Genomic DNA, 26189 nt, shown 5'->3' with positions numbered 1-26189 from the left:
GCGGGTCAGGAGTTGGTGGCCTCCTGGCGGGCGGCGGCGATCCGGGCGCGGGCGCCGTCCAGCCAGCGCTGGCAGATCTCGGCCAGCTTCTCGCCGCGCTCCCACAGCGCCAGCGACTCCTCCAGCGACGTGCCGCCGGCCTCCAGCCGCTCCACCACCGACGCCAGTTCGGCGCGGGCCTGCTCGTAGCTGAGCCGCTCGTCCGGCCCGGGGTCCTTCTCGTCGCTCATCGGTCCCATCCCACCACATCCGCCGGTGATCTCGGGGGCACGGGTCCGCGGTGTCCTTCCGGGTGGCGCCGTCGGCCACGGGCGGGGGAGATGGCCTAGCCGTCGACGGTGGCAGCCAGTTCGCCCTCGGCGAGGCGGACCCGCAGCGGGTCGCCCTTGGCCACCTCGCCCGCCGCCCGCACCACGTGCCCGTCGGCACGCTGCACGATGGCGTACCCCCGGTCCAGGGTGGCGGCGGGGGAGAGGGCGCGCAGCCGGGCCAGGGTGTGCCGCAGGTCCTCACCGGCCGCGCCGAGCCGGTGGTCCAGGCAGCGGTTGGTCCGGTCGCGCAGCGCGCCGATCTCGGCGGCGCGCTGGTCGACCATCACCTGCGGACGGGCCAGCACGGGGCGGGAGCGGAGCAGGTCGAGCCGGTGCGACTCCCGGTCGACCAGGTTGCCGACCGCCCGTTCCAGCCGGGAGCGGGCCTGGCCGATGAGGCGTACCTCCTCGGTCAGGTCGGGGACGATCCGTTTGGCCGCGTCGGTGGGGGTGGACGCGCGGACGTCGGCGACGTAGTCCAGCAGCGGGGTGTCCGTCTCGTGGCCGATCGCGCTGACCACCGGCGTACGGCAGCCGAAGACCGCCCGGCAGAGCGCCTCGTCGGAGAAGGGGAGCAGGTCCTCGATGCCGCCGCCGCCCCGGGCGATGACGATCACGTCGATGCTCTCGTCGGCGTCGAGCACCTTCAGCGCGTCGATGATCTGTGGCACCGCGCTCGGGCCCTGCACCGCGACGTTGACGGTGCGGAACTCCACCGCCGGCCAGCGCCGCTTCGCGTTGGTCAGCACGTCCCGCTCGGCGGCGGAGGCGCGGCCGGTGATCAGGCCGATCCGTTGCGGCAGGAACGGCGGCCGGCGCTTGCGGGCCCGGTCGAAGAGCCCTTCGGCGGCGAGCAGCTTCTTGAGCTTCTCCAGCCGGGCCAGCAGCTCGCCGAGGCCGACCTGGCGGATCTCGTCGGCGCGCAGGCTGAGCGTGCCGCGGGCGGCGTAGAACTCGGGCTTGGCGTGCAGCACCACCCGGGCGCCCTCGCGCAGCTCCGGGGCGCCGGAGTCGAGCACGTCCCGGTTGGTGGTGACGGTCAGGCTCAGATCCGCCGACGGGTCACGCAGGGTGAGGAAGACGGTGCTGGCCCCGGGCCGACGGCTGATCTGCGCCACCTGCCCGTCCACCCACACCCAGCCCAGCCGGGCGATCCAGGCGTTGATCTTCTGGCTGACCACCCGAACCGGCCACGGCTCCTCCGAGCTGCTCCGCGCCACCTCACTCACCCCGCCCACCCTACGGCCCACCCCCGACCACACCCGCGTCGATCATGGAGTGGCGGCGATGTCGATCTCCGAAACCGCGGCCAACTTCATGATCAACGCGGCGGACGGGGGCGGTGGTTGGGCGGGGTCGGGTGGCGCAGCCACTGCCGTGGGGAGAGGCGGCACGTACGATGGTCGGGTGACTGAGGCTGCGACGACTCCCCGGACCGGCAAGCGCGTGCTCCTGGCCAAGCCCCGCGGCTACTGCGCGGGCGTGGACCGGGCGGTGCAGACCGTCGAGGAGGCGCTCAAGCTCTACGGCGCCCCGATCTACGTGCGCAAGCAGATCGTGCACAACAAGCACGTGGTGCGCACCCTGGAGGCCCAGGGCGCGATCTTCGTGGAGGAGAACGAGGAGGTGCCCGAGGGCGCCACCGTGATCTTCTCCGCCCACGGCGTCGCCCCCGAGGTGTACGAGCAGGCCCAGGCCCGCTCGTTGAAGGCCATCGACGCGACCTGTCCGCTGGTCACCAAGGTGCACCAGGAGGCGAAGCGGTTCGCCGCCGAGGACTACGACATCCTGCTGATCGGCCACGAGGGGCACGAGGAGGTCGTCGGCACCGCTGGTGAGGCCCCCGCGCACATCCAGCTGGTGGACGGCCCGGACGGCGCCGACAAGGTCACCGTCCGTGACCCGAACAAGGTCGTCTGGCTCTCCCAGACCACCCTCTCGGTGGACGAGACGATGGAGACCGTGGCCCGGCTCAAGCGGCGGCTGCCGCTGCTCCAGTCGCCGCCCAGCGACGACATCTGCTATGCCACCTCCAACCGACAGCACGTGGTCAAGGAGATCGCCCCCGACTGCGACGTGGTGATCGTGGTCGGTTCGCGGAACTCCTCCAACTCGGTACGCCTGGTCGAGGTGGCCCTGGACGCCGGCGCCCGCGCCGGCCACCTGGTCGACTTCGCCCACGAGATCGACGACGCCTGGCTGGCGGGCGCCCGCACGGTCGGGCTGACCTCCGGCGCCAGCGTGCCCGACGAGCTGGTGCAGCAGGTGCTGGCACACCTGGCCGAGCGCGGCTTCACCGACGTGGAGGAGGTCCTCACCGCCAACGAGCGGCTGACCTTCTCGCTGCCGCAGGAGCTCAAGCGGGACATGAAGGCCGCCGCGGCGGCGGCCCGGCCCTGAGGGTCGGCGCCGGCGGGAACGGGATGCGGCCGGCGTACGTCCGAACCGGTATGAAGACCATGCGGACGGCGGTACCGGCACTGCTCCTCTGCGCCGCCCTCAGCGCCTGCGGCGGCCAGGGCACCGACACCGGGAACCCGCCCCCCGAGCCATCAGGAGGCAGCACGGTGACCGTGCCCCCGACCAGCGACCCGACCGACCCGGTCACCCCGCAACCGGCCACCCCGCAGCCGCCCACCGTCGTGCCGCCGACGAAGAAGCCGGCCGGCCCGAGCCTGCCGCCCGGTCCCGGGGCGCACACCCTCACCGGCACCGTGGCGGCCGGGGTGGAGCCCAACTGCCTGCTGCTCGACGGCTATCTGCTGGTCGGCGGCCCGCGCGACGTGCTGCGGCCGGGCGCCAAGGTGACCGTCGAGGGCCGGGTGCAGCCCGACATGATGACCACCTGCCAGCAGGGCACCCCGTTCGTGGTGGAGGCCGCCAGCCGCGCCTGACGCCCGGCCGGCGCGGCCCGGCCCCGAACGCGCGGAAGGCCCGCCCCCGACCGGGGACGGGCCTTCCGGCTCACCGCCGTACGGCTCAGCCGACGTTCTGGACGATCACGTCGCCGCTGCCGATGAGGATGTTGGTGTCGGTGCGCACCTGGACGGTGCCGTAGAGCACCCGACCGCTGCCCGGCGCCGCCTGCACGGTCACCGCGCCCGGCACCTGCCACGTCGCACCCGTCGAGCGCGCCGCGTTCGCGTCGGTCACCGTCACCGAGCCGAAGGCCGGGTTGGTGAAGACGTCGATGTAGTTGTAGGTGGTGGTGCCGGACGGCACCGCGTACCCGTCGACCCGGACCTTCCAGGCGCCCGGCTTCGGGTTGCCGATGGTGACCGACTCCTCCGAGTCACCGTCGGCGCTCTGGCCGGCCGCGACGCAGGTCCCGGACGTGCAGTCGAGCACGAACAGGTCCAGGTCGGCGCCCGGGTCCGAGGTGCCGCCGATGGTGGCGCGGAACTGGGTCGAGCCCGGCGCCACCGTCACGTCGTACTCCTGCACCTCGTGCGCGGCGACGGTGGGCGTGCCCCGCTTCGCGCTGCCCAGTGACCCGCCGCCGACCGCCCGGCCGGTGAACGAGCCGAGTGAGCTGGTCAGGCTGTACGACCGGTTCACCGTGCCGCCCAGCGGAGCGGACTCGATCACGTCCGGGTTCGGGGTGACCGTGGCGCCCAGCACGGAGGCGGTCAGGGTGAACGGGATCCACTCCGCGTCCGAGGTACGCCGACCGTCCACGGTGACCTCCCACACCCCGGCGAGCGGGTTGGAGGTGGTGCGGCTGTTCGGCGAACCGGTGCTGCACGCGCCCGCCGCCGGCGAGTAGCAGGAGGTCGACGCGTTGTCGTCGATCGCCACGCCGTACGGGTGGTAGCGCAGGAAGCGCGCCTGGCCGGTGCCCGCCGTGCCGTCCGGCCCGGTGAAGTCGACCTTCAGCGCCGGGGTGTTCGCCGGCACCGCGAAGTAGTAGTGCAGGGACTGGTTGCGCCCCACCTTGCCGGTGACCTGGACCTGGTAGTTCGCGCTCGGCACGAAGGCGTACGGCGCGATCACCGTGTTCAACGTCTGGTAGTCGATCCCGGTGGTGGCCGGGTCGTCCAGCCGCAGCACGGCCGAGTGCGCACCCGGGCCGGCCGGGTTGATCCGGACGGTCACGGTCACCGGCTTGTTCAGCGGCAGCGCCACCGAGGCGTCGGTGGCGAAGGTGCCGTCGTTGCCCACCCAGGACAGGTTGTAGGTGACGGCGTTCGAGCCGCCGGTGGTGCGGGTGAAGGTGTACGTCCGGGTGTAGGCCCGGCCGGCGGTCACGCCCTCCCGGTCGTAGATGCCGACGCCGAAGCCCGGCTTGGCCAGGAAGCCGCCGAGCACCGTGTGCACCGGCACCGAGGAGGTGATGCCGACCGTCTTGATGTTCTTACGCAGCAGCTCGTACGCGGCGGGGACGTCGATCAGGCCCGCGCCCTGCTCGTACGCGCCGGTGTCGCCGATGAACCGGGCCGAGGACATGATGGCCTGCCGCAGTTGGGCCGGCTTGCGCTGGAAGCCCTGCGCCTTGGCCGCGCCGACCAGCAGCGCGCCCGCGCCCGCCGCCTGCGGAGAGGCCATCGAGGTGCCGTTGAACATCGCGTAGCCCGGCGGCAGGGCGTACGTGCCGGCGACCGGGCCGCCCGGCTGCCAGGTGGGCACGGTGGAGATGGCCGAGCCCGGGGCGATCACGCTGGGCTTGAAACCGCCGTCCTCACGCGGGCCGCGCGAGCTGTAGTAGTGCAGGCTCTCCGGGTACGGGGAGCTGGAGCCGTAGTTGGCCCGCCAGGTGGCGTCGGTGACGTACGAGCCGATGCTCAGCACCCGCTCGGCCACCGAGGGGTCGCCGACGGTGTTCAGACCCGGGCCGCTGTTGCCGGCCGAGATGAACATCTGCACGTCGTGGGTGTCGATCAGCCGGTTGTAGAGCAGCGCGCGGGTGTTGTTGCCGTCGTTGAGCGACGGCAGGCCACCGATCGACATGTTGATCACGTCGACGTTCGCCTGCTTCGCGGCGTAGATCATGCCCTCGATCAGCGCGCTGGAGGTGCAGCCCGCGACGAAGAGGCAGACCCGGACCGAAACGATCTTGGCGCCGGGGGCGACGCCGGTCATCGCGCCGCCGAACAGCCCGTTGCCGGCGGTGATGCCCGCGACGTGCGAGCCGTGGGCGCCGGAGACGATGCCGATGTTGACGAACTTGTTCTTGCCGTCGACCTGCACGACGAACGGCATCGACTCGTTGATCGCGGTCGCCGGGTTGTCGGTGCCGAAGGTGCCGACGTCGTTGCGCGCCTTGTAGTCGGTCATCGCCTTCTCGTCGGCGAAGGAACCGTCCTGGTCGGTGTCGACCCAGACGTTGCTGCCGCCGTCCCAGAGCACGCCGAACTGGCCGCTGCTGCCGGCCGGGTTGCCGTCCCGGTTGACGTCGTTGCCGACCTCGCCGCCCAGCCGGGCGTCCCGCTCGTTGAAGAGGCCGAAGCGGTAGGACCGGTTCCCGGGGGCGGTCCAGCTCCGCCCGCCCTCGGTGAACGTCGGGCCCGACACGTTGCGGCTCATGCTGACCCAGGTCGGGTCGCCGTCGGCGCTCGGGTGGGTGTAGGTGACCCAGTCGACGATCTTGCGTTCGCCGGTGGTGGTCTTCTGCAGCGCCGGGTGCGACAGGTCGACACCGGTGTCCAGGATGCCGACGGTCACCCCGCGTCCGTCGAGGGTGGGGTGGTCGGCGAGGAACCGGGTCGCGCCCAGGTCCCGGATCGGCAGGTACGGGTTGTCCTGCGGCGTGGCCTTGCCCGGTGCGGGCTGCGGGGTGACCGGCTGGGAGCCCGCCGGCTCCGGGTCCGGCAGCGGCGTCGCCGCGTCGATCTCGGTGGTCTGCACGCCGGCCAGACCGGTGACCCGCTCGACGCGGTCGGTCGGCACCTCCGCGCGCAGGTAGCCCAGGTCGTCGTCCCGGTACGAGACGGTGGCGCCGAGCGCGGTGAGCCCGGCGGCGGCCGTGGCGGACTGGCCGGACACGGCGCCGACCAGCAGGGTGAGGCTCTGCTCGCCCTCCTGCCGGGCCTCGGCGAGCCGCTCCTGGTCGGTGGGGGTGAGGCCGACGCTGCTGCTCTTCAGCACGTCGGTGGGGGTCGGTTCGGCGCTCGCGGGGTTGCCGGCGAAGGCCAGGGTCAGCGCGCCGGCGGTGACCGCCGACGCCACGAGCGCGACCGGTTTCCGGGCGCGCCCGCTGCGGGGTCTGCTCACGTCTCTTCCTCCGAGGGAGAGCAAGTGCCCTGGATCAGGGCAGGGGATGTGACGGCCACGTGTCACGACACGTCGACCACCGTCACCGGATCAGCGACGGAGATGTGGCCTGCGTTACGTGAACTGGCTGCCAGGCAACCGTGCCGCCGATCGTTGCCTGACGACAAGTGATAACGGCCGGCACCGCACGTCGATCGTCCAATCCCGACCGGCCGGGTGGTGGATGCCCGCACCCCCTCCGAACGGCGGAAGCCCGCCCCCGGCACGCCGGGGACGGGCTTCCGCTGGTGCGGTACGCGGTCAGTTCACCGCGCCGATGGACACCGAGCCGCGGCCGACGACCGCACCCTCGGTGGTGGTGACGGCCAGGTCGCCGTAGAGCTCACGACCGGCGGCCGGGGTGGCCAGGGCGGTCACCGTGCCGGTGAGGGTCGCGGTGGCGCCGTTGGGCAGCGGCAGCGTGGTCGCCGGGGCGCTGACCGAGCCCAGCGCGGCCGACGCGAACGAGTCCCGGTAGTCGTACGCGGTGCTGCCGCCCGCGCCGTCCACCGCGTACCCGTCCACGACCACCCGGTAGCTGCCCGGGGCCGGGTTGAGCAGGGTGACGGCCTCCTCGGAGTCACCGTCGGCCTGGTATCCCACCCGGGTGGCGCCCAGGAAGACGTACAGGTCGAGGTCGGTGCTCGGGTTGGCCGGGTTGCCGATCCGGGCGGTGAAGCTGGACACGCCGGCCGGCACGTCGACCGTGAACTCCTGCGTGGTGCCCTCGGTGATGGTCGGCCGCTCGGCGCGCACGCTGGACAGCGGGCCGCCCACGCCGCTCACCGAGACCGGGCCGAAGGTGTTGGTCAGGCTCCAGCTCACCTGGGTGGGCTTACCGGCGGTGACCGCCGGCAGCTCGACCACGGCCGGCTCGACCTTGACGCCCTGCACCCGCGCCTGCAACTGGTACGGGTTGTCCAGACTCGGCGAGGTGCGCCGCGCCTCCACCTCGATCTCCCACACGCCCGGGATCGGGTTCTGGTAGTCCCGCTCCTGCGGCTTGCAGGCGGCGGCGTCGGAGAAGTTGGTGTAGCAGCCGAGGCTCGAGGTGCTGTCCACCGGCACGCCGTACGGGTTGATCGCGATGAACCGGGTCTGCGACCCGGTGGCGATGCCGGAGAGGTTCACCTGGAGTGCCCCGGCGCCCGGCGGCACCGTGACGAAGTACGAGGTGAAGCCGTTGCGCTCGACCGAGCCCTCGGCGACGAAGGAGTACTTCGGCTTGGTCACCTCGTTGCCGGCGACCACCACGGTGGAGACCTCGAAGTCGACCACGGAGGTGGCCGGGTCGTCGACGGTCATGATGGCGCCGTGCGCGCCGGCCGTGGCCGGCTTGGCCTTCACGTTCACCGTGACGGTCTTGTTCAGCGGCAGGGTGACGCTGGCCGGCGCCGAGAAGGTGCCGTCGTTGCCCCGGAAGGCGATGTTGTGCCTGAGGTTGCCGGCCGGCCCGCTGGTGCGGGTCAGCTTGACCGCGTACTGGCGGTTCTCCTTGACCTGCTGACCGCCCCGGTCGGCGGCGCAGCGGTTGTGGATGCCGGTGCCCACGTTCGGGCTCGGCTCGAAGATGCCGAGGTCCCGGTTGTACTTCGCCAGGTTGCCGGAGAGCTCCGTGCAGACCGGCGCCTCCGAGGTGTACGCCCGGGTCGACACGCCCGCCTTGAGCAGGTTCCACGCGCCCGGGACGTTGAACATGCCGTAGCCCTGGGCGTACGTCGGGACGCCCGCGATCGGCTTGGCGGCGGTGTAGATGGCCCGGCGCAGCGCGGCCGGGGTGACCGCCTGGTCGGTCGCCTTGGCGGCCGACAGCAGCAGCGCGGCGGCGCCGGTGGCCTGCGGCGAGGCCATCGAGGTGCCGTTGAGCATCTGGTAGCCCGGGGGCAGCGGGTAGCCGGCCTCGGCCACCGGAACCCCCGGCTGCCAGGTCGGCGCGGTGGAGATGGCCGAACCGGGGGCGGCGATGTTCGGCTTGAAGGCACCGTCCTCGCGGGGGCCGCGCGACGAGAAGTTGAACAGCGCGTTCTGCTTGCGGACCACCGAGCCGTAGTTGGCCAGCCAGGTGTCCTTGCTGATGTTCGCCGCGACGCTGACCACGTTGGCGGCGACCGAGGGGTCACCGACCGTGTTCAGGCCCGGGCCGGAGTTGCCGGCGGAGATGAACATCTGCACGCCGTACGTCTCGATCAGGGTGTTGTAGAGCTCGGCGCGGGCGTTGGCGCCGTCGTTCAGCGCCGGCAGGCCGCCGATCGACATGTTGATCACGTCGACCTTGCGGTTGACCACCAGGTCGACCATGCCGGTGGTGAGCGCCGCGTAGGTGCAGCCGCCGCCCCAGGAGCAGGCGCGGGCGGAGACCAGCTTGGCGCCGGGGGCCGCGCCGTCGAACGCGCTGTTGCCCAGCATGTCGTTGGCGGCGGTGATGCCGGCGACGTGGGTGCCGTGGGTGCTCTCGATGATGCCGATGTTGACGTAGTCGACCAGGCCGGGGCCGCCGGCCGGGGTGGTGTCGACGTTGCGCCGGTACTCCACGACGAACGGCATCTGCTCCCGGACCCCGGTGGCCGGGTTGTCCGTGCCGAAGTGGCCGACCTGGAACTTCTCCTTGTACGGCCGCATCACCTCGTCGTCGGTGAAGTCGTTGTTCTGGTTCACGTCGACGCGGATGTCGCCGTTGGCCGGGTTGTAGAGGACGCCCCAGGCGTCGGTGGTGTCGCCGTCGCGGTTCACGTCGCCGGCCGGGTCGCTGCCCAGCGTGGTGGACTCGCGGAAGGTGTTGAACCGGTAGGTGCCCGCCGGGGCGGTCCAGGTGACCGCGGACGAGCCGCTGCCGATGGTGAAGCTCGGGCCCTTGACCTCGGTGAGCATCGGCCGCCAGGTGGCGTCCTCGAGCGGGTCCGTCGCGGTGACCCAGTCGACGATCTTGCGCTCGCCGGTGGTGGTCCGCTGCAGCGCCGGCTGGTCCAGGTCCACCCCGGAGTCCATGATGCCGATGGTGACGCCGCGGCCGTCCCAGGTCGGGTGGGCGGCCTTGAACGCCTCCGCGCCCGTCTCGTTGGTCGGCATGTACGGGTTGACGGCGCCGGTGTCCGTCCCCGGCCCGGCCAGGGTCTGGCCCTGCTTGGCGACCTTCGCGCCGGCCGGGGCGGCCTCGGGAGTCGGGTCTGGCAGCTTGATGGTCTCGTCCAGGTCGACCGCGGAGACGCCGGGCAGCGTGGCGGCCTTCAGGACCTTGCCGGTGGGCACCTTGGCCAGCACGAAGCCGACCTGGTCGTAGCGCTGGCTGACCGAGGCGCCGAGGCCCTTGAGGCCGTCGGCCACCTTGCCGGCCGAGCCCTTCTTGGCGGCGATGATCAGGGTGACGGTCGGGGCGTGCTTCGCCTTCGCCTCGGTGAGCAGCTTGGCGTCGTGCGCGCCGAGAACCTCGACCGGGGTCGGCTCGGAAGCGTCGGTGGGGGCGGTGGGGGCTGCGCTCGCGGTCGCGGCGCCACCCCCGACGGTCATGGCGCCGGCGGCCAGGACCGAGGCGAAGAGCGCGGCGGAGGTACGCCGGCTCCGGTTGCGGGGTTGACTCACGTTCTCTTCCTCCAGAGAACAGGGCCCTTCAGACACAGGGCACGCGTGCTGCCGATCCTCTGGGCGGCCCGGCGTCGATGTCGATACTCCGAAGTAGGTTGTGACCAGTCCGTGACGTCGATACGTCATCGTCGTCACGCCAGGGCTGGCGTCAGGCAGGGCCTGGCGTCACGCGGGGTGCAGCCCCTCCGCCGAGCGGACGGCCGATGTGGACCGGGCCGCACCGTCGGCCTCCACCAGCTCCGGCGCCTGCGGCTGCCGGGGCGCCAGCTCGATCTGCGCCGGGCTGGCCAGCTCCTCGTCGGAGACGCCCAGCTCGGCGAGCTTGCGGGCGCTGACCAGCACCCGGGCCTCCAGCGACCCCACGGCTCGGTTGTACGCGGTCACCGCCCCGCCCAGCGAGGAGCCCAGCTTGCCCACGTGATCGCCCAGGGTGGACAGCCGTCCGTAAAGCTCGCGGGCCAGCGAGTGCACGGCCACCGCGTTGCGGGCCAGCGCCTCCTGCCGCCACGAGTAGGCGACCGTGCGCAGCAGCGCGACCAGGGTGGCCGGGGTGGCCAGCACCACGTCGCGGGCGAACGCGTGCTCCAGCAGCGTCGGGTCGCGCTGCAACGCCACGTCCAGGAACGGGTCGGCCGGCACGAACAGCACCACGAACTCGGGGGTCTGGTCGAACGCCGACCAGTAGGACTTGGCCGCGAGCTGGTCGACGTGCGCCCGTAGGTGCTTCGCGTGCGCGTCGAGGTGGGTGTCGCGCCCCCGCTCGTCGCGGGCCTCCATCGCGGTCAGGTACGCGTCGAACGGCGCCTTGGCGTCCACCACCACGCTCCGGCCGCCGTGCAGCCGGACCACCAGGTCGGGGCGTACGCCCTGGTGGTCGGTGGCGGCGGTGACCTGCTCGGAGAAGTCGCAGTGCGCCAGCATCCCGGCGGCCTCGACGATCCGGCGCAACTGGTGCTCGCCCCACCGGCCGCGCACCTGCGGGGCGCGCAGCGCCGCCACCAGCTGCTTGGTCTCGGTGCGCAGCTCGCCGGAGACCGTGCTCATCGCGCGGACCTGCTCACGCAGCTCGGCGTACGCGTCGACCCGCTCACGTTCCAGCTCGCCCACCCGCAGCTCGTAGCGGCGCAGGGTGTCGTGCAGCGGAGCCACCGCCCGGGCCACCGCCTCCTGCGACTGGGCCGTCGCCTCGTAGCTCAACGCCCGCATCGACTGCTCCAGCCGCCCCTCGCCCTCCCGGGTGGCCGCGAGGGTGGCCTCCAGCCGGGCGATCTCGGCCGCCGCCCGGGACCGGGCGGCGAACCAGCCCAGCGCGCCGCCCGTGGCGAGGCAGAGCACCACCACGGCCAGCGTCGAGAAGCTCATGCCGTGCACTTTGCCAAACGGGTACGACGTGCGCGCGCTGGGTACCTTCGAGGTCATGGTGAGAGGCTCGCTGTGCCTGGTACTGGTGCTGATGCTCGGAGGTGCGCTCATGTTGTGGCGGTGGGGGAGCCGGTCGCGCCGGGCCACCGAGCTCGCGGACGCCCGGGCCGAGGCACAGCGGTGGTACGAACGCCTCGGCGGCCAGCTGATGAACCTGCACGGCGACGCCCCGGCGGTACGCCAGGCCCTCGCGGACGCCGGTGAGCGGTACAACGCGGCCGGCTCACAGCTGGAGCAGGCGCGTACCCCGCACCAGTTCGCGCTGGCCCGGGAGACCGCGTTGGAGGGGCTGACGTACATCCGGGCGGCACGCACCGCCCTGGGCGTCGACCCCGGCCCCGAGCTGCCCCCGCTGGCCGCCGCGCGGGGCGCCGGCCAGCTCACCCGGGAGCGCGAGGTGAACGTGCAGGGGCAGACCTTCCGGGCCGGCCCGCAGCCGGGCGCCGGCACGCCGTACTACTTCCCGGGCGGCAACTACCACGGCCGGCGGGTGCCCGCGGGCTGGTACTCGACCCCGTGGTGGAAGACGGCGCTGGGCGCCGGCGCCGGCGTGCTCGGCGGCATGCTGATCGCCGACGCGCTCTTCTCGCCCGCCTTCGCCGACCCGGGCTACGACGCCGGCTACCAGGAGGGCTTCCAGGACGGGTTCGGCGACGGCCAGGACTACGGCGACACCGGCAACGACTTCGGCGGCGACCAGGGCAACGACCTCGGCGGTGGCGACTTCGGCGGCGGTGGCGACTTCGGCGGCTGGGGCGGCGGCGACTTCGGTGGCGGGGACTTCGGCGGCGGCGACTGGTGACCCCAAGGCAGCCGAAGCCGCCGACGAAGCCGCAGCCGTGCCCGCCAGCTCACCCGACGGGTGTTTAAGCGGGGGCCCCTGCTATGCGGAAAGCGTTGAGCGGGGGCCCCCTCCTAACGCCTCAGCCGGTGTTGCGCATGCCGGCGGCGATGCCGTTGACCGTGGTGAGGAGGGCCCGCTCCAGGGCGGTGCCGTCGTTCGGCGGGCGCCGGCCGCCCGGCGCGGTCGCCACCGCCCGCCCGGCGGCCCCGGAGTCCCGGTACTGGCTCAGCAGCGCCACCTGGAGGTGGTGCAGCGGCTCCAGGTAGGTGTCCCGTACCGCCAGGGTGCGCTGGAGCACCGGGGAGCCCTCCAGCAGGGCCGGGGAGGCGGTGATCGCCAGCACCTCACGCTTGGTCAGCTCGTACTCCTCCTCGATCTTCGCGAAGATCGGGTGGAGCTTCCTCGGGACCAGGGTCTCGACGTACCGGCGGGCGATGGACAGGTCGGTCTTGGTCAGCATCATCTCGACGTTCGACAGGAACGTGCGGAAGAAGTGCCAGCTGCGGTGCATCTCGGCCAGCACGTCCTCCAGCCCGGCGGCCCGGGCGGCGGCCAGGCCGGTGCCCACGCCGAACCAGCCGGGCACGATCTGCCGGGTCTGCGTCCAGCCGAACACCCACGGGATCGCCCGCAGGCCGGACAGGCCGGCGCCGGTGTTCGGCCGCTTCGCCGGCCGGGAGCCGATGTTCAGCTGGCCGAGCAGCTCGGTCGGGGTGGACGCCCAGAAGTACGCCGGCAGGTCCGGGTCCTCGACCAGCGACCGGTACCGTCCGTACGCCGCATCGGACACCACGTCCATCGTGGCGTCCCAGCGCTCCAGCATCTCGGCGGGCTGCCGGGGCGCGGTGTGCAGCAGCGTCGCCTGGAGCACCGCGGCCACGGTCAGCTCCAGGTTCTCCCGGGCCAGGGCGGGCAGGGTGTACTTGTCGGAGATGACCTCACCCTGCTCGGTCACCTTGATCGCGCCGTCCAGGGTGCCGTACGGCTGGGCCAGGATCGCGTCGTGCGTCGGCCCGCCGCCGCGCCCCACCGTGCCGCCCCGGCCGTGGAAGAGCCGCAGGTGCACGCCGTGCCGGGCGGCCACGTCGCGCAGCGCCCGCTGGGCCCGGTGGATGGACCACTGGCTGGTGGTGATGCCGGCCTCCTTGTTGGAGTCGGAGTAGCCGAGCATCACCTCCTGCACGTCCCCCCGGGCGGCCACCAGCGCCCGGTACGCCGGCAGCGACAGCAACTCGTCCAGCAGCTCGCCGCCGGCGTTCAGCTCGGCGGGGGTCTCCAGCAGCGGCACGAAGCCGACCCGGGCCCGGCCGGTGTGCACGTCGACCAGGCCGGCCTCGCGGGCCAGCACCACGGCGGCGAGCACGTCGTCCACGCCGAGGGTCATCGAGATGATGTACGACTCGATCACCTCGGTGCCGAACCGGTCCTGCGCCTCGCGGATGGTGCCGAACACGTCGAACGTCTTGCGCGCGTTCTCGGTCAACGGGGTGTCCAGCGTGGAGAGCGGGCGCCGTCCGGTCAGCTCGTCGGCGAGCAGCTTGGTGCGCTCCAGCCGGCTCAGCGCCGGGTAGTCGGGGACCTCGCCGACGGCCTCGTAGAGCTGGGCGAGGACCGCGTGGTGCGCCTCGGCGTGCTCGCGTACGTCCATGGTCGCCAGGTGCAGCCCGAACGCGGAGACGGTACGGATCGTCGAGGCGAGCCGGCCGACGGCGGTGAGCTGCCCGGAGTTGCGGGCCAGCGAGGCGCGCAGCAGCTCCAGGTCGGCGATCAGCTCGGCCGCGCCGCGGTAGTCCCGGCCGGGTACGTGCGCGGTGCCGTTGCGCAGCCGCTCCCGGGTGTTGGCCAGCTTGGCGCGTACGCAGCGGGCCTTGAGCCGGTACGGCTCCTCGGCGTTGACCCGGCGGAACCGGGGCGCCACCTCGGGCAGGGCGTCCAGGTCGGCGGCGAGACTGGCGGAGAGGTCCAGCGAGACGGCGCGCAGCCGGCGGGAGACGGAGACCTCGTTGATCAGCTCGTCCATCGCCTTCTCGGTGGCGGCGATGCCGTGCTCGTGCTGGATCGCCAGCACGTCGCGGGTGACCAGCGGGGTGACGAACGGGTTGCCGTCCCGGTCGCCGCCGATCCAGGTGCCGAAGGTCAGCGGCCGGGCCGTGGGCGAGGTCTCCACGCCGAGGGTGCGCAGCGTGTCGGCGAGGTCGTCGAGCACCTGCGGCGCGGCCTCTGCGTGCAGGTCACGCAGGTAGTAGATGGCGTTGCGGGCCTCGTCGGTCGGGTCCGGCCGGTCCAGCCGCAGCTCGTCGGTCTGCCACATCAGGTCGAGCAGCTCGGCCAGCCGCCGGTTCGCCGGCCCCTCGTCGCTGGCGCCGTAGAGGATGGCGTTGGCGGTCTCGGCGTCCAGCTCGTCGGCGATCGCGCGCAGCTTGGACAGGATCGACCGGCGGGCCGCCTCGGTGGGGTGGGCGGTGAAGACCGGGCGGACGGCGAGCCGGCGGGCGGCGGCCGCTATCTCCTCGGCCGGCACCCCGCGCTCGGCGATCATCTTGGCCGCCTGGTCCAGCCAGCCGCCGTGCGTGGCCCGGCGCCGGCGCAGGTCGCGGGCCCGGTGCACCTGCTCGGTGATGTTGGCCAGGTGGAAGTAGGTGGAGAAGGCCCGGGCCAGCTTGGTGCCGGTGGTGACGTCGAGGCCGCCGAGGCGTTGGGCGGCGGCCGGGGCGTCGGAGCGGACCTGGGCGCGGATCTCCTCGACCAGGTCGAGCAGCGGGCGGCCCTCCTGGCGGGCCAGGGTCTGCCCGAGCAGGGTGCCGAGCCGGCGGATGTCGGCCCGCAGGGCGGCGTCCGGGCCGTCGTGGTCGTGCTGGTCGGTCACGTCGCGCTCCTCACGTCAGTACGAAGGACAGCGCTGTCCGACTCCGTCGATCGTATCCAGGTCGCCCCCGATGAGCGGAAGGGCCCCGCGATGTCGCGCCGCGCACAACGCGCGAATCGACCGCCGGCTCAGCCATCGGCGGGCCGCTCGCCGGCGGGGGCGGGCCGGCTGCGGGCGGCCCCACCCGCCAGTCGAAGTAGACCACCGACCGACCGGGGCAGCCAGTCCCGCAGCCGTTCCGACTCCTCGCCCACGCCGTCAGCCTAGGTAAGGCGGGAGCCCCTCCTATCGCTTTCCGGATAGGAGGGGGCCCTTGTTAACAACGATGCTTGCCAACGAGGGGGCACGCTAGGGTCTGGGCATGACGCTGCCGGGTTACCCGCCGAAGCCGCGGCCGGGTGATCGGGTCGCCGTCGTGTCGCCCTCCGCCGGCCTGTCCGGGCTCTTCCCGCACGTGCACGAGCTGGGCCTGCGCCGGCTGCGGGAGGAGTTCGGCTTGGAGCCGGTGGAGTTCCCGACCACCCGGGTGCCGCGCGCCGACCCGCGCGACCGGGCCCGGGACCTGACCGCCGCCTTCGCCGACCCGACGATCACCGCGGTGCTCGCCACGGTCGGCGGGGACGACCTGATCACCGTCACCCCGCACCTGGACGACGCGGTGCTGCGGGCCAACCCGAAGCCGTACTTCGGCTACTCCGACAACACCAATGTGCTCAATCACCTGTACCGGCTGGGGATCGTGGCGTACCACGGTGGGTCGGTGCTGGTGCACCTCGGTCGCCCCGGCAAGCCGCACCCGCTGACCTTCGACTCGCTGCGCGCCGCCCTCTTCACCTCCGGCTGGTACGAGCTGACCCCGGCCGCGGAATGGGGCGACGAGCCGCGCGACTGGCGGGACCCGGCGGCGCTGGCGGAGGAGCCGGTGATGCTCCCGGGTGAGGGCTGGCGCTGGCATGGGCCGGCCCGGGTGGTGGAGGGACGCACCTGGGGCGGCTGTCTGGAGATCCTGCACTGGCTGGCGGCCACCGACCGGGTCCCGTCGGCGGCCGACCTGGCCGGCTCGGTGCTGGTCTTCGAGACCTCCAACGAGCTGCCGGACGCCCGGGAGGTGTTCCGCATCCTGCGGAACATGGGGGAACGCGGGCTGCTCGCCGCCTTCCCGGCGGTGCTGGTCGGCCGGGCCAAGGCGTGGGACTTCGACCGCCCGCACAGCGTGCCCGAACGGCAGGAGTGGGCTGACGAGCAGCGGGTGGCGGTGACTCGGGCGCTGGCCGAGTACGCCGACGACCCGGTGGTGGTCTTCGACGTCGACCTCGGCCACACGGACCCGCAACTGATCGTCCCGTACGGCGGGGAGGTCCGGGTGGACGCGGTCGAGCGCCGGATCGCGGTGCGCTACTGACGGTGCGGGGCCGCCGGGCCGCGGGGAGCCCGTACGGGCCGATCCTGCGGCCTGAGTCAGCCGTCGACGACGGCGAAGGCCCGGACCGGGAAGCCGTCCATGCCGGCGATCATCGGTGGCGCGGCGGTGAACCGGAAGCCCGTGGTCGGCAGCGCGTCCAGGTTGGTCAGGTGCTCCACCACCGGGATGCCGGCGGCCAGCAGCGCGCTGTGCGCGGGCCGGCGCCCCTCGGCCGCCGGCCCGCTGTCGTCGATGTTGACCGAGTCGATCCCGACCAGCGCCGCTCCCGCCGCCGCCAACCACTCGGCGGCCTCGCCGGCAAGGTACGGGTGGGTGTGGTCGCCGTACCGGTCGGTGCCGAAGTGGGCGTCCCAGCCGGTGCGCAGCAGCACCGCCCGGCCGGCGACCTCGTACGAGGCGAGCATCGCCGGGCCCACCGCTCGCGCCCCGGCGGGCAGCGCCACCAGCAGGCCGGGCAGATCGGCGAGCCGGTCCAGCGGCATCCCGCCGAGGTCGACGCCGCCGGCCCAGCGGTGCGAGGGCATGTCGACGTACGTGCCGGTGTTGCCGATCATCGTGATCTCGCCGACGTGGAACTCGGTGCCGGCCGCATAGTGGGCCCGGGACGCCTCGTGGGTCAACCACTCCCGGATCGTCGGCCCCGGCCAGCCCGGATAGGTGGTCATCCCGTCGGTGATCACGTGACTCAGCTCGACCAGCCGCCGCCCGGTCCCCGCCCGTCGGTCCATGCCGGCACTCGACCACGGAGCCGGGCGACGGTCAAGGGCGATTCGGAGCGGCGCCGTACGCGGGGCAGGGGGGTGCGTCACGTACGGCGCCGTCCTGGGTGCCCGGCGACCGGCTGGCACCGGGGTGCGGCCCCGGGGGAGCGGGCTCCCGGGCCCCCCCGAACAGGCCCGCGTTCCCGCGTCGCCGCTATGGCGAACCCCGGGGCGACACGGTCCATCGTCGCCCCGGGGTTCGCTCCCGTTCTTGAACTTTCTTGCTCGCTTCGCGACCTGTCTTCCGTTCGCGACTGCGGGGCTCGCAACCCCGGCTCACTCCTCGCGCTCACACCGCGGCTCAGGACCGGCGGGCCTCGGGCGCGGTGAGCAGCCGGCGCAGCCGGGCCGGCGGGTGGCCCACCTGGGCGCGGAGCACCCGGGTCAGGTGCGCCTGGTCGGCGAAGCCGTACTCGCTGGCCAGCGCGCCCAGCGGGCGGTCCTCCGGCTCGGCGAGGGTGTCCAGCACCGCGCGGACCCGTAGCCGGTTCCGGTACGCGGTCAGGCTGCTGCCGGTCATCCGCTGGAAGACCCGGCTCAGGTGGTGTGGCGAGGCGCCCACCTCGCGGGCGACCTCCGCCAGGCCCAGGGTGAAGTCGGAGTGGGCGAGCACCTCGCGGGCCTGGTCGGCGAGCCTGCGGTGGGCCGCCAGGGTGGCCGGGCGTCGGGAGACCACCCGCTCGACGTCCGCGTCCGGCCCGCCCGCCGACAGCCCGCTGTACTCGAAGAGCCGGGCCAGGAACCGGTGCAGCCGCTCGGTTGCCTCGAACCCGTCCAGCCCGCGCCGGAACTCGGCGACCAGCATCCGGTGTGCCAGGTCGAAGGAGGCGTCGGAGGAGCCGTCCCAGCCGTCGCGTTCCAGCCAGCGCGCCGCGTCACCGCGGGCCGCCAGCACCGCCGGGTCGATCTCCAGGCAGGTGTACGAGTCGCCGCAGCCGTACGGGTGGGCCACCCGCATCTCGTCGCCGGGCCGGGTGAGGGTGACCGAGGTGGCGTCCGCCAGGCCGTCACGGCCGTTGAGCCATTTCCGGTACGCCCCGGAGCGGCCAAGGATGATCTTGTGGCGGTCCTCGGCGACCACCGGTGTCCAGCCGTGGTCCTCGACGATGCACCGCACCTGATAGATCAGCATTCCCTCGGGGTGGCCGAGCACCCGCCAGCGGGCGGGCGTGGTCGTGCGGCGCGGATCACTGCCGGTTCCCTCCGCGGGCATCCTTCCTCCCGGGTGCTCGTCGCCACCGTGGCGGCCGATCGTCCCCCCGGGGAGATAGTGTCGACCCGGAGGACCCCCCGTCCAGTCCGGGCGCGGGGTGATCGTCGTGCGTTGCGCCTGGAAGTGATGACCACATGCTCACCGGCCTCTACTCCGCCGCCCTGGCCGACCCCGCCCTGACCAGGGCACGCGACCTGGCCCGCTCCGGTGCGGCCGCGGTCGACGGGCTCGACCTGACCGCGCCCGCGGCGCTGCGCCCGTTCGCGGTCGCGGCGGTCGCCGCCGACGAGCCCGCCGGTGGGGCGGGGCGACCGGTGCTGGCCGTCACCGCCACCAGCCGGGAGGCCGATGACCTCGCCGCCGCGCTGGGCAGCCTGCTGCCGGCCGAGCAGGTGGCCGTCTTCCCCTCCTGGGAGACGCTGCCCCACGAGCGGCTGTCGCCGCGCTCCGACACGGTCGGTCGCCGGCTCGCCGTCCTGCGCCGGCTGGCCCACCCCGGGTCCGCCGACGCGCACGGCCGCACCGGTCCGCTGCGGGTGGTCGTCGCCCCGGTCCGCTCGCTGCTCCAGCCGCAGCTCAAGGGACTCGGCGACCTGGAGCCGGTGCAACTCGCCGCCGGTGACGAGGCGGACCTGGAGGAGGTCGCCCGCCGGCTCACCGACATGGCGTACGCCCGGGTGGACCTGGTCACCAAGCGCGGCGAGTACGCCGTGCGCGGCGGCATCCTGGACGTCTTCCCACCCACCGACGAGCACCCCTCCCGGGTCGAGTTCTGGGGCGACGAGGTGGAGGAGATCCGCACCTTCGCCGTCGCCGACCAGCGCACCATCGAGGGCGTACCGATGCTTTGGGCGCCGCCCTGCCGGGAACTGCTGCTCACCCCGTCCGTCCGGAAGCGGGCCGCCGCGCTGGCCGACGAGCACCCCGAGCTGGCCGAGATCCTCGACAAGCTGGCCGAGGGCATCCCGGTCGAGGGGATGGAGTCGCTGGCCCCGGCGCTGATCGGCGCCGACGCGCTGGAGCTGCTGGTCGACTGCATGCCGGCCGGCACCCACGTGCTGCTCTGCGACCCGGAGCGGATCCGCACCCGGGCGCACGACCTGGTCCGTACGTCGGAGGAGTTTCTCCAGGCCAGTTGGGCCGCGGCCGCGACCGGCGGGCAGGCGCCGGTGGACCTCGGGGCCGCCGCCTTCAAGACCCTGGCCGACGTACGCGCGGCGGCCCGCGCCCTGCGCCAGCCGTGGTGGACGCTGTCGCCGTTCGGCCTGGTGGACGCCGCGCCGGCCCGGCAGCCGTGGGAGGACGAGCCGATCGAGGTCGACGTCACCCCCGACGACGCCATCGCGGTGAGCCTGGCCGCGCAGCCCGCCCCGCTCTACCACGGTGAGACCGCCCGGGTGGTCGACGACCTGAAGCGCTGGGCGGGCGAGGGCTGGTCGATCGCGCTGGTCTTCGAGGGGCACGGCCCCGCCCAGCGGGCCGTCGAGGTGCTCCGCGACGCCGGCCTCGGTGCCCGGCTGGTCGAGGAGGTGCCGGCCGCGCCCGCCCCCGGCGAGCTGCTGGTCTCCTGCGGCTGCCTGAGCGCCGGTTTCGTCGACGAGGCGTCCCGGTTCGTGCTGCTGACCGGCAACGACGTCACCGGTGGCCGGGGCACCTCCACCCGCGACATGCGCAAGATGCCCAGCCGGCGGCGCAACACCATCGACCCGCTGGAGCTGAAGGCCGGCGACTTCGTGGTGCACGAACAGCACGGCATCGGCCGCTACGTCGAGCTGGTGCAGCGCACCGTCAACGGCGCGAGCCGGGAATACCTGGTGATCGAGTACGCCGCGAGCAAGCGCAACCAGCCCGGCGACCGGCTCTTCGTCCCCACCGACCAGCTCGACCAGCTCTCCCGCTACGTCGGCGGGGAGCAGCCCACCCTGCACAAGATGGGCGGCTCGGACTGGCAGAAGTCCAAGGCCCGGGCCCGCAAGGCGGTGCGCGAGATCGCCGCCCAGCTGATCCAGCTCTACGCGGCCCGGAAGGCGTCCAAGGGGCACAACTTCGGCCCGGACACCCCGTGGCAGCGGGAGCTGGAGGACGCCTTCCCCTGGCAGGAGACGCCCGACCAGATGGCCGCCATCGAGGAGGTCAAGCGGGACATGGAGCAGACCGTCCCGATGGACCGGCTGATCTGCGGCGACGTCGGGTACGGCAAGACCGAGATCGCCGTACGGGCGGCGTTCAAGGCGGTGCAGGACGGCAAGCAGGTGGCCGTGCTGGTGCCCACCACCCTGCTGGTGCAGCAGCACTACAACACGTTCGCCGAGCGGATGAACCAGTTCCCGATCACCATCCGGCAGCTGTCCCGGTTCCAGACGCCGAAGGAGACCGAGCGGACGCTGGAGATGGTCGCCGACGGCACCGCCGACATCGTCATCGGCACCCACCGGCTGCTCCAGGCGGCCACCCGGTTCAAGCAGCTCGGGTTGGTCATCATCGACGAGGAGCAGCGCTTCGGCGTCGAGCACAAGGAGCACCTGAAGACGCTGCGCGCCTCGGTCGACGTGCTGGCCATGTCGGCCACCCCGATCCCGCGCACCCTGGAGATGGCGATCACCGGCATCCGGGAGATGTCGACCATCGCCACCCCGCCCGAGGAGCGGCACCCGGTGTTGACTTTCGTCGGGGCGTACGACGACCGGCAGGTGGCCGCCTCCATCCACCGCGAGCTGCTCCGCGACGGGCAGGTCTTCTACCTGCACAACCGGGTCGAGTCGATCGAGAAGGCGGCCCGCCGGATCCGGGAGCTGGTGCCCGAGGCCCGGGTCGCGGTGGCGCACGGCCAGATGGGCGAGGAAGCGCTGGAGAAGGTGATGGTCGGCTTCTGGGAGAAGGAGTTCGACGTCCTGGTCTGCACCACCATCGTCGAGTCGGGCATCGACATCCCGAACGCCAACACCCTGATCGTGGAGCGGGCCGACCTGCTCGGCCTGGCCCAGCTGCACCAGATCCGCGGCCGGGTCGGCCGGGGCCGGGAGCGGGCGTACGCGTACTTCCTCTACCCGGGCGACCGGCCGCTCACCGAGAACGCGCACGAGCGGCTGGCCACCATCGCCCAGCACACCGAGCTGGGCGCCGGCATGTACGTGGCGATGAAGGACCTGGAGATCCGGGGCGCCGGCAACCTGCTCGGCGGCGAGCAGTCCGGCCACATCGAGGGCGTCGGCTTCGACCTGTACGTCCGGATGGTCGGCGAGGCGGTCTCCGCCTTCAAGGGTGAGAGCACCGAGGAGGAGACCGAGGTCAAGGTCGACCTGCCGATCGACGCGCACCTGCCGCACGACTACGTCGGGGTGGAGCGGCTGCGGCTGGAGATGTACCGCAAGCTCGCCGAGGCCCGTGACGCCGAGCGGCTGCGCGAGGTGGTCGCCGAGATGACCGACCGGTACGGCGAGCCGCCCGCGCCGGTGCAGAACCTGGTCGCGGTGGCGAACTTCCGGCTGCTGGCCCGCCGGTACGGGCTCACCGACGTGTCGATGCAGGGCAAGCACATCCGGTTCAGCCCGTTGCCGCTGCCCGACTCCAAGCAGCTGCGGCTCAAGCGCTACCACCCGGACTCGGTCTACAAGTCCGCGCTCGACCAGGTCAGCGTCCCCCGGCCGAGCACCCGCCGGGTGGGTGGCGAGCCGCTGCGCGACCAGGCGCTGCTGGAGTGGTGCGCCCAGCTCTTGAAGGATGTCCTCGGCGAGCCCGAGGAGCGGGCTGGGGTTGCCCGCCCCGCAGTGGCGAGCGGTCGGTGACACAGGCGAGCCCGAGGAGCGGGCCGGGGTTGCCCGCCCCGCAGTGGCGAGCGGTCGGTGACACAGGCGAGCCCGAGGAGCGGGCCGGGGTTGCCCGCCCCGCAGCGGCGAGCGGAAGCTCGGAGCGTTGAGCGGGGGCCCCTGCTCCGCCGCAGGCGTTAACCGGGGCCCCGGCCTTGCATCCCGGGTGGGCGGCGTCACAGGGCTGTGCCGGCCGTGAGAGAGTTGCCGTCATGCGTGCTCGCCGTCTTCTCGCCGTCGCCAGCGTGGCGGTCGGTCTCGTCGCCCTCTCCGGTTGCCGTGCCGAGCCGGGTGTCGCCGCGTACGTGGGTGACCACCGGATCACCGAGGATGCCGTCACCGGCGTCCTCGACGAGCTGAAGGGACAGCTCCCGAGTCAGGAGCCGACCCCCACCGGGCAGGAGTCCGCGGCGCCGGCCGGGTCGCGGCTGCCGGCCCGGTCCCAGGTGGTCAGCACCCTGGTGCTGCTCAAGGTGTGCCAGCAGGTCTCCACCGAGAAGAATTACCGGCCGCAGGGCCAGGTGCAGGCGGAGCAGGTCGCCCAGCAGTTCGGCCTGCCGGCCGACGCGGCGTACTCGCAGCGGGTCGCCGAGCTGTACACCTGCCTCTCCGGCGTGCCGGCCGGCCAGCCGGTCGCGCCCACCGAGGAGGAGTTGGCCGCGTTGGTGGCGGCCGGCAAGCAGGCCGGGGCGATCCCGCCGGAGGTGACCGTGGAGCAGGCCGCCGGCCAGCTCGACGGTGACCAGTTGCGCTCCGCGCTGGCCACCCGCAACACCCTGGCCGAGGCGGTCACCGGGTACGACGTGACGGTCAACCCCCGCTACCGCCCGCTGGAGTTCCCGGTGCTCAGCTTCACCGGTGAGGTGCCCGCGGTCAGCGTGCCGCTCGGCGAGTCCGGCAACGATTCGGTGATCGACGCCCGTTGACCACCGCCCGGATCGTCCTGCTGGTCACCTCGCCCCGGCTGCCCGCCGGGTTGCTGACCGCCGCCGCCTGGGACGTCGTACGCTCGGCGCCGGTGCTGGCCGGCGCGGAGAGCGAGTTGACGGCGGTCCTGCGAACGACGGGCGCCGAGGTGACGGTGCTGGCCGAGGCCGGCGCCACCCAGGCGCTGCTGGACGCGGTCGCCGCGCACGGCACGGCGGTCTGGCTGGCCGGCCCGACCGGTGACGAGGCGCTGGCCCGCGAGCTGGGGCTGCGGCTGGCCCGCGAGCCGGGCCTGGCCGAGCTGGAACTGATGTACGGCTCGTGGGACCCGCCCGGCGCCCGGCTGCTCGACGCGGTCGAGGTGATGGACCGGCTGGCCTCGCCCGGCGGTGACCCGTGGAAGCGGTCGCAGACCCATCGCAGCCTGGCCGGCTTCCTGCTGGAGGAGTGCTACGAGGCGTACGACGCGATCAGCGCCGACGACACCGACGCGCTCCGCGAGGAGCTGGGCGACGTGCTGCTCCAGGTGCTGCTGCACGCCCGGCTGGCCGAGGAACTGCCGGACGGGCGGCGCTGGACCGTGGACGACGTGGCCGGCGGCCTGGTCGACAAGATGGTCCGCCGCAACCCGCACGTCTTCTCCGGCGAGGAGGCCGGCTCGATCGAGGAGATCGAGGCGAACTGGGAGCGGATCAAGCGGGCCGAGAAAGTACGCGAGTCGGTGCTGGACGGCATCGCCATGAGTCAGCCCGCGCTCGCCCTGGCGGCCAAGGTCCTGGACCGGGCCGGCCGGGTCGGCCTGGCCGTCCCCCCGCCCCTGGCCGAGTCCCAGGTGGACCCCGAGGCGAGACTCGGCGCCAGCCTGCTGGTCACCGTCGCCGCCGCACGACAGGCCGGCCTCGACCCGGAGGCCGCCCTCCGCCGCGCCACCCTGTCCTACGCCCAAGCCGTCCGCACCGCCGAACAAACCCCCTAACCGCACCCCACCCCGCACCGATGCCGTGATCATGGAGTTGGCGGGGCGACATGTCTGATTCGCCGCCGCCAACTCCATGATCGACGAGGCGGCCGGGTGAGAAGGCCGGGCGAGGCGGTCGGGTCAGGCGATCGGGGCGGGCGCCGGGGTGGGGTGATCGGTAGGGTCGGGCGCATGGAAGCGTTTGTGCCGTTGGCGGAGCGTATCGTGGAGGCCGTGCTGGAGAGCCGGCCCGGGCTGGCCACCTCGGCCGGTGACCACCGGTTCGACGATCGGCTGCCGGACCTTTCCGCGGACGCGGTCGCCGCCGATCGGGCGATGCTCAGGGACGCCGCCGACGCGCTCGCCGAGATCGACCCGGATTCGCTCGACGTCGACCACCGGGTCGACCACGCGCTGCTCACCAGCCTGGTCGACCGGGGGCTGTTCGAGTCGACCGAGATCCGCGCGCACGAGTGGGACCCGCTGCGGCACAATCCCGGCCCGCTGCTGCACGCCCTGCTGTCCCGCCCGTACGCCCCGGCCGAGGTGCGGCTGGCCAGCCTCGCCGGGCGGCTGGGCGCCGTACCGGACGCGCTGGCCACCGCCCGCGCCACGCTGCGGGACATGCCCCGGGTGCATGCCGAGACGGCGGTCGGGCAGTTCACCGGCACGGCCGCGCTGATCCGGGACGAGGTGCCCGCGCTGCTCGCCGAGGCGCCGGCGCTGTACGCCACGGTGGAGCCGGCCGCCACCGCGGCCATCGCCGCGCTGGACGAGTTCGTCGCCTGGCTGCGCACCGGCCTCGCCGCCGACACCGGCCCCGGGCGGGACCCGCGACTGGGCCGGCGGCTGTGGGAGGCGCGGCTCTGGCACACCCTGGACACCGAGCTCTCCGCCGCCGAGGTGCAGCGGCGTGCCTGGGCCAACCTGGAGCGGGTCACCGACGAGATCCGGGCCGCCGCGGTCGAGCTGGTCGGCGGCCCGGCCGACGACGAGACGGTCCGCCGGGCGCTGGACCTGCTCGCCGCCGAGCACCCCGACGACCACACCATCGTCGACCTCGCCTCGGTCACGCTGGACGAGGCGAGCGACTTCGTCCGGGCACACGACCTGGTCACGCTGGTCGACGATCCCTGCGTGATCCAGCAGATGCCGGAGTTCGCCCGGGGGGTCGCGGTGGCGTACTGCGACTCACCGGGGCCGCTGGAGACGGCGGACGTGCCGACCTTCTACTGCATCGCGCCCACCCCGGCCGACTGGCCGGCGCACCGGGTCGAGTCGTTCTACCGCGAGTACAACAACCACATGATCCGCAACCTGACCGTGCACGAGGCGATGCCCGGTCACTTCCTCCAGCTCGCCCACGCCCGCCGGTACGCCGGCGACACCCGGGTCCGGGCGCTGACCGAGTCCGGCGTGTTCATCGAGGGCTGGGCGGTGTACGCCGAGGAACTGATGGTGGACCGTGGCTTCGGCGGGCTGCCGGTGCGGTTGCAGCAGCTCAAGATGCAGCTGCGGATGACCATCAACGCGCTGCTCGACCAGCTCGTGCACTGCGACGGCATGGCGGAGGTCGATGCCCTGGCGTTGATGACCGGGCGGGGCTTCCAGGAGGAGGGCGAGGCGGCGGGCAAGTGGCGCCGGTCGCTGCTCACCTCGACCCAGCTCTCCACGTACTTCGTCGGCTACAGCGAGTTGGCCGATATCGGCGCGGCCCGGCCGGACGGGGTGCCGGTGCGCGACTGGCACGACGCGATGCTGGCCCACGACTGCCCGCCCCCGCGCCACCTCCGCACCCTGCTGGGGAGGTAAGGAGGGGCCCCTTGTTAA

Annotated in this window: 17 protein-coding genes; 8 read left to right on the top strand and 9 right to left on the bottom strand. The window is 73.2% G+C overall.

The window, feature by feature from the left end; all coding sequences use genetic code 11:
- Nucleotides 1-5: 5 nt before the first annotated feature.
- Nucleotides 6-230 (bottom strand): exodeoxyribonuclease VII small subunit, encoded by a 225-nt coding sequence (locus AB0H57_RS21100; RefSeq protein WP_357508882.1) that lies wholly within the window; start codon nucleotides 228-230, stop codon nucleotides 6-8.
- Between the two features lie 95 nt (nucleotides 231-325).
- A complete protein-coding gene (gene xseA / locus AB0H57_RS21095; protein ID WP_357508880.1) occupies nucleotides 326-1549 on the bottom strand; it encodes an exodeoxyribonuclease VII large subunit in 1224 nt (407 codons plus the stop codon).
- 169 nt (nucleotides 1550-1718) lie between these two features.
- Here xseA and AB0H57_RS21090 point away from each other — a divergent pair, with 169 nt between their 5' ends.
- Nucleotides 1719-2711, top strand: a complete 993-nt coding sequence (locus AB0H57_RS21090) for a 4-hydroxy-3-methylbut-2-enyl diphosphate reductase (RefSeq protein ID WP_357508878.1) — start codon at nucleotides 1719-1721, stop codon at nucleotides 2709-2711.
- A gap of 50 nt (nucleotides 2712-2761) precedes the next feature.
- Nucleotides 2762-3205, top strand: coding sequence for a hypothetical protein (locus tag AB0H57_RS21085; protein WP_357508876.1), 444 nt, complete (start codon nucleotides 2762-2764; stop codon nucleotides 3203-3205).
- An 85-nt stretch (nucleotides 3206-3290) separates the two neighbouring features.
- On the opposite strand, the gene AB0H57_RS21080 is transcribed toward AB0H57_RS21085, so the two are convergent.
- The 3 genes from AB0H57_RS21080 to AB0H57_RS21070 all read right to left on the bottom strand — a co-directional run bounded on the left by AB0H57_RS21080 (nucleotide 3291) and on the right by AB0H57_RS21070 (nucleotide 11501).
- Entirely contained in the window at nucleotides 3291-6521 is a 3231-nt protein-coding gene (locus AB0H57_RS21080) for a S8 family serine peptidase (protein WP_357508874.1), read from the bottom strand.
- A gap of 300 nt (nucleotides 6522-6821) precedes the next feature.
- Nucleotides 6822-10136, bottom strand: coding sequence for a S8 family serine peptidase (locus AB0H57_RS21075; RefSeq protein WP_357508872.1), 3315 nt, complete (start codon nucleotides 10134-10136; stop codon nucleotides 6822-6824).
- Nucleotides 10137-10304: 168 nt separating this feature from the next.
- Nucleotides 10305-11501, bottom strand: coding sequence for a DNA recombination protein RmuC (locus tag AB0H57_RS21070; RefSeq protein ID WP_357508870.1), 1197 nt, complete (start codon nucleotides 11499-11501; stop codon nucleotides 10305-10307).
- Nucleotides 11502-11559: 58 nt separating this feature from the next.
- Between AB0H57_RS21070 and AB0H57_RS21065 the strand changes: the two genes are divergently transcribed.
- Nucleotides 11560-12363 (top strand): hypothetical protein, encoded by an 804-nt coding sequence (locus AB0H57_RS21065; protein ID WP_357508936.1) that lies wholly within the window; start codon nucleotides 11560-11562, stop codon nucleotides 12361-12363.
- 121 nt (nucleotides 12364-12484) lie between these two features.
- Here AB0H57_RS21065 and ppc read toward each other — a convergent pair whose 3' ends face one another.
- Complete coding sequence (ppc, locus tag AB0H57_RS21060; protein ID WP_357508868.1) at nucleotides 12485-15271, bottom strand: phosphoenolpyruvate carboxylase; 2787 nt, start codon at nucleotides 15269-15271, stop codon at nucleotides 12485-12487.
- Nucleotides 15272-15399: 128 nt separating this feature from the next.
- Complete coding sequence (locus AB0H57_RS21055) at nucleotides 15400-15525, bottom strand: hypothetical protein (RefSeq protein WP_357508866.1); 126 nt, start codon at nucleotides 15523-15525, stop codon at nucleotides 15400-15402.
- Between the two features lie 107 nt (nucleotides 15526-15632).
- On the opposite strand from AB0H57_RS21055, the gene AB0H57_RS21050 reads away from it, so the two are divergent.
- Entirely contained in the window at nucleotides 15633-16673 is a 1041-nt protein-coding gene (locus AB0H57_RS21050; RefSeq protein ID WP_357508864.1) for a S66 peptidase family protein, read from the top strand.
- A gap of 56 nt (nucleotides 16674-16729) precedes the next feature.
- Here the strand turns inward: AB0H57_RS21050 and AB0H57_RS21045 are convergent, their stop codons facing one another.
- Both AB0H57_RS21045 and AB0H57_RS21040 read right to left on the bottom strand, forming a co-directional pair.
- The gene (locus tag AB0H57_RS21045; RefSeq protein WP_357508862.1) at nucleotides 16730-17422 is read right to left on the bottom strand and encodes a cyclase family protein; all 693 of its coding nucleotides are present in this window, start codon (nucleotides 17420-17422) and stop codon (nucleotides 16730-16732) included.
- A gap of 334 nt (nucleotides 17423-17756) precedes the next feature.
- Complete coding sequence (locus tag AB0H57_RS21040) at nucleotides 17757-18668, bottom strand: AraC family transcriptional regulator (RefSeq protein ID WP_357508860.1); 912 nt, start codon at nucleotides 18666-18668, stop codon at nucleotides 17757-17759.
- Between the two features lie 134 nt (nucleotides 18669-18802).
- On the opposite strand from AB0H57_RS21040, the gene mfd reads away from it, so the two are divergent.
- The 4 genes from mfd to AB0H57_RS21020 all read left to right on the top strand — a co-directional run bounded on the left by mfd (nucleotide 18803) and on the right by AB0H57_RS21020 (nucleotide 26171).
- Nucleotides 18803-22453: a transcription-repair coupling factor gene (mfd, locus tag AB0H57_RS21035; protein ID WP_357508858.1), complete on the top strand. Its 3651-nt coding sequence runs from the start codon at nucleotides 18803-18805 to the stop codon at nucleotides 22451-22453.
- A 233-nt stretch (nucleotides 22454-22686) separates the two neighbouring features.
- Nucleotides 22687-23400 (top strand): hypothetical protein, encoded by a 714-nt coding sequence (locus AB0H57_RS21030; protein WP_357508856.1) that lies wholly within the window; start codon nucleotides 22687-22689, stop codon nucleotides 23398-23400.
- Entirely contained in the window at nucleotides 23397-24377 is a 981-nt protein-coding gene (locus AB0H57_RS21025; protein ID WP_357508854.1) for a nucleoside triphosphate pyrophosphohydrolase, read from the top strand. The genes AB0H57_RS21030 and AB0H57_RS21025 overlap by 4 nt, the downstream gene beginning before the upstream one ends.
- A gap of 174 nt (nucleotides 24378-24551) precedes the next feature.
- Entirely contained in the window at nucleotides 24552-26171 is a 1620-nt protein-coding gene (locus AB0H57_RS21020) for a DUF885 domain-containing protein (protein ID WP_357508852.1), read from the top strand.
- Nucleotides 26172-26189 lie beyond the last annotated feature (18 nt).

This window comes from Micromonospora sp. NPDC050686 (assembly GCF_040654475.1).
GTDB lineage: Bacteria > Actinomycetota > Actinomycetes > Mycobacteriales > Micromonosporaceae > Micromonospora.
The sequence above is the reverse complement of the archived record's forward strand: the minus strand, read 5'-3'. Positions and strand labels throughout refer to the sequence as shown.

Bases quoted from the DNA above. Each gene is read 5' to 3' on its own strand.
- AB0H57_RS21100 (WP_357508882.1), bottom strand. From the start codon at position 230: ATGAGCGACGAGAAGGACCCCGGGCCGGACGAGCGGCTCAGCTACGAG.
- AB0H57_RS21085 (WP_357508876.1), top strand. From the start codon at position 2,762: ATGAAGACCATGCGGACGGCGGTACCGGCACTGCTCCTCTGCGCCGCC.
- AB0H57_RS21070 (WP_357508870.1), bottom strand. From the start codon at position 11,501: ATGAGCTTCTCGACGCTGGCCGTGGTGGTGCTCTGCCTCGCCACGGGC.
- AB0H57_RS21050 (WP_357508864.1), top strand. From the start codon at position 15,633: ATGACGCTGCCGGGTTACCCGCCGAAGCCGCGGCCGGGTGATCGGGTC.
- AB0H57_RS21045 (WP_357508862.1), bottom strand. From the start codon at position 17,422: ATGGACCGACGGGCGGGGACCGGGCGGCGGCTGGTCGAGCTGAGTCAC.
- AB0H57_RS21040 (WP_357508860.1), bottom strand. From the start codon at position 18,668: ATGCCCGCGGAGGGAACCGGCAGTGATCCGCGCCGCACGACCACGCCC.
- mfd (WP_357508858.1), top strand. From the start codon at position 18,803: ATGCTCACCGGCCTCTACTCCGCCGCCCTGGCCGACCCCGCCCTGACC.
- AB0H57_RS21030 (WP_357508856.1), top strand. From the start codon at position 22,687: ATGCGTGCTCGCCGTCTTCTCGCCGTCGCCAGCGTGGCGGTCGGTCTC.
- AB0H57_RS21020 (WP_357508852.1), top strand. From the start codon at position 24,552: ATGGAAGCGTTTGTGCCGTTGGCGGAGCGTATCGTGGAGGCCGTGCTG.